This is a genomic window from Halomonas sp. SIMBA_159, assembly GCF_046536035.1.
GTDB classification, from domain to species: domain Bacteria; phylum Pseudomonadota; class Gammaproteobacteria; order Pseudomonadales; family Halomonadaceae; genus Vreelandella; species Vreelandella venusta_A.
Genome location: NZ_JAWJBT010000042.1, coordinates 1 through 7967, shown reverse-complemented (window position 1 = coordinate 7967; position 7967 = coordinate 1). Strand labels below are relative to the sequence as shown.

General features: G+C 52.9%; 7 protein-coding genes. 4 read left to right on the top strand and 3 right to left on the bottom strand.

All coding sequences use genetic code 11. The features are described 5' to 3' along the window. Positions 1-69 precede the first annotated feature (69 nt). Complete coding sequence (locus R0J87_RS18100) at positions 70-756, top strand: tyrosine-type recombinase/integrase (RefSeq protein ID WP_498887911.1); 687 nt, start codon at positions 70-72, stop codon at positions 754-756. Between the two features lie 111 nt (positions 757-867). Here R0J87_RS18100 and R0J87_RS18095 read toward each other — a convergent pair whose 3' ends face one another. From R0J87_RS18095 to dsrO, 3 genes are read right to left on the bottom strand one after another with little or no spacing between them, the layout of a single operon-like run. Next, a complete protein-coding gene (locus R0J87_RS18095) occupies positions 868-3963 on the bottom strand; it encodes a molybdopterin dinucleotide binding domain-containing protein (RefSeq protein ID WP_498887909.1) in 3096 nt (1031 codons plus the stop codon). Beyond that, complete coding sequence (gene nrfD, locus R0J87_RS18090; protein WP_498887908.1) at positions 3956-5149, bottom strand: NrfD/PsrC family molybdoenzyme membrane anchor subunit; 1194 nt, start codon at positions 5147-5149, stop codon at positions 3956-3958. The genes R0J87_RS18095 and nrfD overlap by 8 nt, the downstream gene beginning before the upstream one ends. Beyond that, a complete protein-coding gene (gene dsrO, locus R0J87_RS18085) occupies positions 5133-5909 on the bottom strand; it encodes a sulfate reduction electron transfer complex DsrMKJOP subunit DsrO (protein ID WP_137094539.1) in 777 nt (258 codons plus the stop codon). Before dsrO ends, nrfD begins: the two co-directional genes overlap by 17 nt. A 334-nt stretch (positions 5910-6243) precedes the next feature. Here dsrO and R0J87_RS18080 point away from each other — a divergent pair, with 334 nt between their 5' ends. The 3 genes from R0J87_RS18080 (at position 6244) to R0J87_RS18070 (ending at position 7652) form a co-directional block, all read left to right on the top strand. Then, on the top strand, positions 6244-6789 hold the full coding sequence (locus R0J87_RS18080; RefSeq protein ID WP_498887906.1) for a rhodanese-like domain-containing protein: 546 nt from the start codon (positions 6244-6246) through the stop codon (positions 6787-6789). Between the two features lie 44 nt (positions 6790-6833). Continuing rightward, complete coding sequence (locus R0J87_RS18075; RefSeq protein WP_498887904.1) at positions 6834-7292, top strand: DsrE family protein; 459 nt, start codon at positions 6834-6836, stop codon at positions 7290-7292. A gap of 135 nt (positions 7293-7427) precedes the next feature. Then, complete coding sequence (locus R0J87_RS18070) at positions 7428-7652, top strand: DUF2798 domain-containing protein (protein ID WP_498887902.1); 225 nt, start codon at positions 7428-7430, stop codon at positions 7650-7652. Positions 7653-7967 lie beyond the last annotated feature (315 nt).

Genomic DNA, 7967 nt, shown 5'->3' with positions numbered 1-7967 from the left:
TCGAGAGGGTACCGGCGCTGGCCCTCCTTCCTCTACTGTGTGATCCAAAGTGCTGCGGTTATTCTATGAATCCAGGCCTATAACCCTGCGTCTGCTTTCAACGTCAACGATGCGGGCGGGGTCGAGAAAAGCCGTGATAGAGCACTTAGCCTTGAGGAGCTCAGGTTTGTCTTTGAGGTTTTCAGAGAGAATCGCACTAGCTTTACGCGTGACAACTATCTCGCATGCGCACTACTTGTTGTGCTTGGAGTGCGTAAAACAGAGCTAACAGAAGCCACATGGTCAGAATTTGACTTGAACAATGCGAAATGGAATTTACCCGGGGAGCGCAGCAAGTCAGGGGTTGGGATTGCAATTCCTTTGCCACCGCAGACGGTAGAGTGGTTAGAGGAGCTTAACATTCGTGCTTGTGGTTTGCCCTACGTATTTCCTAGCCGTCGCAGCAGCAAGCAGCCCCATATGGGCAAGGACACTCTGAACAGGGCCATTGCCAAGCTATTTGGTAAAGAGCCAGGTAAGAAGCAGCAGCCTAAAAATAGAATGGGTGATCTACCTGAGTTTACGGTGCACGACTTTAGACGCACTTGCCGCAGTCTGTTGTCTGAGGCTGGCGTACCTAGTCATGTTGCTGAGCGTTGCTTGAATCATAAGCTGAAGGGTGTCGAAGGTGTTTATGATAGATACGATTACTTTGAAGAGAGAAAAAAAGCATTAGCTAAAGTGGCTCTATTAGTCGCCGTTATTGTCAACTGTTAATCAATGATTAATTACTAGAGCTGCCAATCGGGCAGCTCAGTCTTTTAAAGTTTATGCCTGTATTCTCAATAAAATAAAGATAGCTGTTAGGGTTATGATCTTTATTTTGGTTTATAATTTTTCGACTCTTACAGGTAATCCCTGACGTACACTCGCTCCTGTTATCGGTTCGAGCCAAGTGCCATCTACGTTGCGCGTGGGGTCTTTAAATCCGAGGTCGTTAATATTGATACCTGCGCGCATCCAGGGTATATCAGGCTGTGATTCACCGTCTATGATGTGTGGCGTAGCGCCTAAGTCTTTGTGCCCATAGCCGTGTTCAATACCCAAGGCGCCGGGCACAACGCTTTCGCTTACCAGGGCTAGCCCCACCACGCTCCCGCCAGGGCTTTCAATGCGAATGGTGTCACCGTGCTGAATGCCAAAGCGTTCGGCGTCTTGGCGGTGCATTTGCACGGGGTTGTAGGGCTTGATCATCCGCAGCCGTTCGTTACCGATGGCGTAGGAGTTCATCAGATTGGATTTGAACGAGAAGGCCAGTAACGGCCACTCTTGCTCTGAGAAGATCTCCCGCATGGGCTGCTTATTCGCCATTTGAGGCAGCGAGTGACACGGTACGCCCCGGTTTGGCAACCCATTGGTGGTATCAATGCTGGTGCCAACCGCTTCGTTATAGACACACAGGGTTTCTTTCCACTGGCGTTTTAAATGCTGGCCTACGAAGTGTTCGCTGGCATCTTCAAAACGTCCACCCCTGGCGTACAGGTAGGCCACACGTCCGCGTTCATCGGCTTTCAGCGTACGTTCAAGCTTAGACAGCAGCGGTGCAATGCCACTATGGGCAACGTCAGTTTCGTTCGCTTCTGGTAGCGGCGCCTCTTGGAAGGCAATATTGGCCGCTGCCCGCAAGTAGTAATCTTCAGCGCGGTTGAGCGGGTGAAGGTTACCGTTAGCATCGGGTATGGCGTTATCGCCAAAGCCCGGCAGTCCTAACCGCTTAGCCACGGCAATGAAGAAGCTATCCATAGACACCGGCTCGCCTTCGGCAGTCTTTTGTTGGCGCGGTTCAACCACCGGCCAGCACGCGGTGGTTAGTTTGCCTAGTGTGCCTTTCCAGGAGCCTGCAAAGCCCCATACTTCGTACATCACTGAATCCGGTACGATGTAATCGGCGTAGCGGTTGGTCTCGTTGATAAAGCCATCAACCGCGACAAACAGCCCCAAGCGATTGGGATCTTTCAACTTATTAACAATCACGCCTTTTAAGCCCGCTTGGCCGTAAATCGGATTAGCCATGCAGCCAATCACCGCTTTAATGGGGTAAGGGTAGCCATCCAGCGCGGAAGGCAAATGTTCCGTGAGTGTTGGCGGCGCGAGCGAGCGCCAAGGAGCCTTAGCAGGGTAGGGATTTTCGCCAGCCGCTACCTTGCGCTGGTACTCCGATGATTTTTCATAGGGAAAGCGTGAGCGCGAGAGAAACACGCCCTGCGGGCCACGCTTGCCGGGGAAATTGGCTAAGTCGTAGCGTGGGCCTTCGCCGGTGCCTTTATAGGTGCCGCCGCCCACCGCGCTGCCGCCTTTCATGTTGTAGTTGGCTGCCAACAGGTTGAGCATTTGAACGCCAAAAGCAGCGTAGAAGCCGTTGCCTGACATCATACCGCCGTGGCAGTTAACGGCGGCCTTACGGCCGTGGCTGGCATACTTTTTAGCTAAGTCGATAATCGTTGCTTTGGGAATACCACAATGTTCAGCATAGGTGTCCATGTCGTATTCATGGGCCGATTCACGCAGCAGCGTTAGGCTGGTTTTAACGGTGACGGTGCTGCCATCGGCAAGCTCCACTGCGCGCTCGGCAAATAGTTCGGCGGCCATGACATCTTCGCTGAGCGCGAATTCGCCGTCTGACACGACGACGGGAATATCCGCATCGCTACCGGCCTCAGCAAGGCCCAAATCGCTGGCGCGCAAAAAGTAGCCACGGCGCGGATGTTCAAACGTATCAATGACCAAATGCGTCGCGTTGGAGTGGGTGGTCTCGCCTGCGGCATCGGCGGCGGACTGGCCCGGTAGGGCGAGGAAGTCGCTGGCGTAACCCTCGTTATCCAGCAGCCACTGAATCATTGCCATGGCAAAGGCGCTGTCGGTACCGGGGCGAATGGGCACCCAGCGGTTATTATCCGCCGCGTGGGAAGTGGCGGCATTTAGCGCGGGGTCGACTACCACGTACTCAAGGGTTCCTGCAGCGCGTGCCTGAGCAAGCAAGCGGCCCTGACGCTTAAACGGGTTGCCTGCTTGGCTAGGCGCGCAGCCGATATACATGATGAACTGTGCGTTCTGAATATCGGGTTTTACATGGGCATTGGTGACAATATTGTTCATCACGGCCCCCGACCCCATGCGGAACGCCAAGCCGCAATAAGCACCGTGGTGGCCGTAGTTGCGGGTAGCAAAGGCGTTGAGCGTGAAGCGCTTGAGTAAATCTGAGCGCCCGTAGTCGGTGGCTTCCATGACCATCAGCTGATTCGCCTTGGGGCCGTACTCTGGATTGGCAGGGTCGATAGGCGTGTCGTGGTCGTGAATGGCGCGCAGCCCATCTACATGGCCTTCACCAAACAGATCGCCCCCCTCACAAATCTCTTCAATCAGCTGTTCAAACGAGATTTTTTGCCACTCCCGATTACCGCGCTCGCCAACGCGCTTCAAGCAGTGGTCGATACGGAATGGGTTAGTGATCTGGCTCATCATGGCATTGCCGCGGGCGCAGGCGGTAGATCGGTTAACCTGCCCTTGCTCGCCATAGGCGCTGACGCTGCGAAGCGCATCGGCCACTGGGGTGCGCATCGGTAAATGGTCATCTGCAGAGAGCGGATGGTAAGGATTGCCAGATACCCGCAGCACTTCGCCCTTTGTGTCATCAACCCTCACTCGCACCCCACACTGGGTGGTGCAGCCGTAGCAAATGGTAAAGGCGGTGCGTTGGTTGGGAGTGAGGGTTAGCTCGCCAGTGGCTAAGTCAACGCGGTACTCCGGTGTGAGCGAGTTGCCGTGAATGTTGTGCTTGGGTTTTTCCCCCGCACTGCCACTGAGTCCTTTGGCCATTTTGGCAAGCGGGTCAGCGTAGCCTACTGCAAAGGTGGCGGCACCGCCTGCGGCTACAGCGCCTTTAAGAAACCGGCGGCGTGAAGGGTCTTGAGCAGACTTAGCCATGGTTAGGCGCTCCTTGTTCGGCGTTAAGCGAGTCACTGGGTGTATTGGTATCGAAAGAGGGCGGCGGTTTAACGCCACCTTGTTGGGCTTGCCGCCATGGGATAAATAGCTCAATCAGTAAGATAGCGGTGAGCCAAAGCCCAAACGTACCCACGATGCCTAAGGTGCCGGACGAGCCAGCGGGGATGCCATAGTGGTGAAAGCCTGCGCTGTTACGGGCGACGTGCTGAACGTCCATCAGCACCACCCAACGGAACATCCAGCCCATATGAATAGCTACGAGACCGAGTAGCCAAGCCCAGGCAAGCAGTGCGGGTTGGCGTTGGGTCGAGCGTGAGAGTAACCACGCCACCGCTATAAAGAGCGTTATGCCAGTAATACCGCCCCACAGCGCGGTGCTACGCCAGGAAGGGCTGTGACGAACAGACTCCAGCGCTGCTGCGACCGAGCCAACGTTGGCGTTAATACCATCCAGGAACCAGCTAGCCGCGATTAAACCCGCTACGGCACAGGAGGCGAGTAGGACATACAGCATTTGCCGAACGGTGGCGTGCGAACACAGCCCGCTTACCCGGTTGAGTACCAGCAAAAGCCCTGCTGCCGCGATGAAGCCTGTCGCGACCAGCATGGGCGGAAGCCATACGGTGTTCCATAGCGGGCGTGCTTTCACAATGGCAAGCTCCGCGCCGGTATAAAGCATAATGCCGCTGGAAAGCAGTAGTGCGGCTAGCCCCACGATGGCCACCAGCGCCCTTGGAGTAGCGCTATCGCCCAGGCTTAGCCATTTAGCCATCCATCCGCTCAGCCCTGGCGCATTTCGCCGGGCCTGGAGCGCCGGGCGCCAAGCCAGCCAGGCAAGGCCCAGTACGCTGACGAGATAGAGCGGCAGAACCACGCTGCCGATGGACATCCACGAGTGGGTGTTGGCGTGAGCATAAAAGTGCCAAAAGCGCAACGGTTGGTGTAGATCTGCAAGTAGTGCAACAGGTGCGACCAGCGTGGTGCTGACGCAAGCGATGAGTGCAAGACGTGCGGTGGGCAGCCACGCTTTTTTGCCGAAGATTAACGCGGGGGCTGCAAGCCAGAGACTCGCGTAGGAGACGGCGATCATGAAAAAGTACTGTACTGCCCAGGGGTACCAGGCAATGTCATAACGCGGGGCGAGCAGTTCAATGGTGGAATTCATAGCCCATCTCCTGGCCGTGGGGGTCAAACACTTCAAGCGCCACGGGTTCCGCCACGGGGCGTGTAGTGAAGCGTTCATCCATCCCGAGGTAGAACACTTGGGGAAGCGTGTTTTTTTCTGGCTGAAGTACCATCAGTGCATCACGGTGCTCTTGAATCATGCGGCTGATTTGGCTGTCAGGATTGCGCATATCACCAATAATCCGCGCACCTCCAACACAGCTTTCAACACAGGCGGGCAGTAGCCCTGCCTCTAAACGATGCGCGCAGAACGTGCATTTGTCGGCGGTTTGGGTGCGCTCGTTAATAAAGCGGGCATCGTAAGGGCAGGCGTTAACGCAATAAGCGCAGCCCACGCAGCGGTCGCTATCAACCACAACGATGCCATCCTGCTGTTGGTAGGTAGCTTCAACGGGGCAAACGGGCACGCAGGGCGGGTTTTCGCAGTGATTGCACAGCCTGGGTAGCATGAACGTGGCCAGCTCACCGCTCTCCTGGTGCTGCACTTCGTACTGGGAGACCGTGGTGCGAAACTGGCCAAGCGGGGCGGCGTTCTCAATATGGCACGACACCGTGCAAGCCTGGCAGCCGATGCACTGGCGAAGATCAATCAGCATGCCGTAGCGCTTTGTAGGATCACCTTCGCGCCGGGCAGGCTGCTGATTAATGCCTGCTTGGGCAAGGCTAGAAAAGGGTACCAGTGCAGCGCCTGCACTTAATCGGGCCAGCTGGCCGAGTAGCGAGCGGCGTATGGCGTCCATAGCGCCTCCTTAACTGATGAACAGGTCATTCGCGTACAAACGAAGGACGGAATAACGTTAAAGATACGCTGTCGCTAAATTAAAAAATTGATATGCGTCAATGGGTTATCGAGCTGTACTTAATGTTGCCTTAATCTTGGGAGTTAACCTTATGTTTATAAAAAGAATTAAAAGTGGCTAATGTGCCAACCAATGATCACTTTTTCGATATGCGACTAAATGCCTCGTGCCTCTGGCCTTAAAACAGGCTAGCCTTAAAATGGTTATTACCTTATGAGGTTTTGTTATGAAAAGGTCAGGTAAAGCATTCACACTCCCTCTTATGGCGGGGCTGATGATGGTAGCTGGAACGGTTTTCGCAAGTGATTCGGCATCTGCTTACCGTGAAACGTCGCTAGGGCTTTATGTCAACGCACGTGAAGCGTATGAGCTTCTCCAGGTCAATGACAACGCGATATTGGTCGATGTACGTGACCCTATTGAAATTAAATTTACGGGGTTTGCGGAGCCAACAGACATTCATGTGCCTTGGGTGCTGGCGGATATGACTCGATTTGATGCCGAAGAGAATACGTGGCCGATGGTGCGTAACAGTCAATTCGAAGATCAGGTGCAAGCTGCCCTTGCCCAGCATCAAGTCGATAAAGAAACGCCGATCATTGTCATGTGTCGTTCAGGAGCAACACGTAGCGCACCTGCCGCTGATGTGATCGCTGAGATGGGCTTTTCTCAGGTTTACTCCGTCAGTGATGGTTTTGAAGGAAGCACGCTCTCAGAAGGCGATTCAAAGGGGGTTCGTGCTTTAAACGGTTGGCGCAACTCTGGCTTACCGTGGAGCTATAACGTAGATCCAGAAGTAGCTTGGCATAATGCTCAATAATGCTGTGCTATTAAAACTTTAATCACTCTTTGAGGAACATCAACATGCGTAACATGCTATTGGTTGCCAGCGCTTTGACACTATCATTCCCAATGATGGCGGTGGCTGAGCACCATGAAAACGAAAGCGAAAAAGCATTGATTATATTGACCAGTGACTCGCTACAAACACAAACCATGGCAATGATACTAGGAAACGCCATGTATCAGCAGGGGACTGAGCTGCACATTTTGCTTTGCGATGCAGCAGGGGATTTAGCTACTAATGATTACCAAAGTGAGCAAGCGGTTAATACTCCTCCTAGTAATCCTGCAGGGCAAGTAACACCTGAAGGCATTATGGGGATGCTCATGGCAGAGGGTGCGACAGTCGATGTCTGTGCGGTTTATCTTCCCAACTCTGAATACACTCAAGAAGATCTTCGAGATGGTGTAGGGGTAGCAGCACCTGGCCCGATGGCAGAAATGATGCGTGATCCTCAAATACCAGTATTTAGTTTTTAAGTGGTAGACGTCAGCGACCGAACCGCTGATCAATGACTGCGGGCCGGTCGCTGACTATTGTGAGTATGTAGCTAGGTATCCAAGATTTAGAGCCATTGAGATTTTGACTCAACTGTCAAACTTTAAGGAGAGGCTGTGATTTTTCCGCGACGTTTTTCTCGCTTCGTATTTCCTTTGGTCATGTCAGTTTATATGGTGACCATTATGACTTTTGTCATTACTTGGGCGAATACAGGACTATCTGACGGCTTTTTATACCGTTGGTGGACGGCGTTTTATATTGCATGGCCAGTCGCTTTTAGTTTAATACTGCTAGGAGCTCCCTACTTGCAAAAAATAGCATTAAAAATGATTAAATAAAATAACTGAAATGTGTTTGCTCTGAAATAATGCTTTTTATTCATTGTCTGCCTGCTAGGGTATACAGTGTACATGCTCCATGTGCATGGTATAGCTGAATAAAGACTTTTAAATAAAAACGTTTAGTCTCATTTCTTTGTTTCTTGTCGGAGCTGGAAATTGTAAGCCCGATTTTGGTGATGGAGATCCTGGTTTATGTTCCGTATACCTTCGTTTTTTTTATTGTTATTAATCAGTAGGCGGATGCAGACTCTGAGTGCAACACACTCATTGGATGGTTGATGGGCTTGCATGGTACTTGGCCATCAGCTCGCT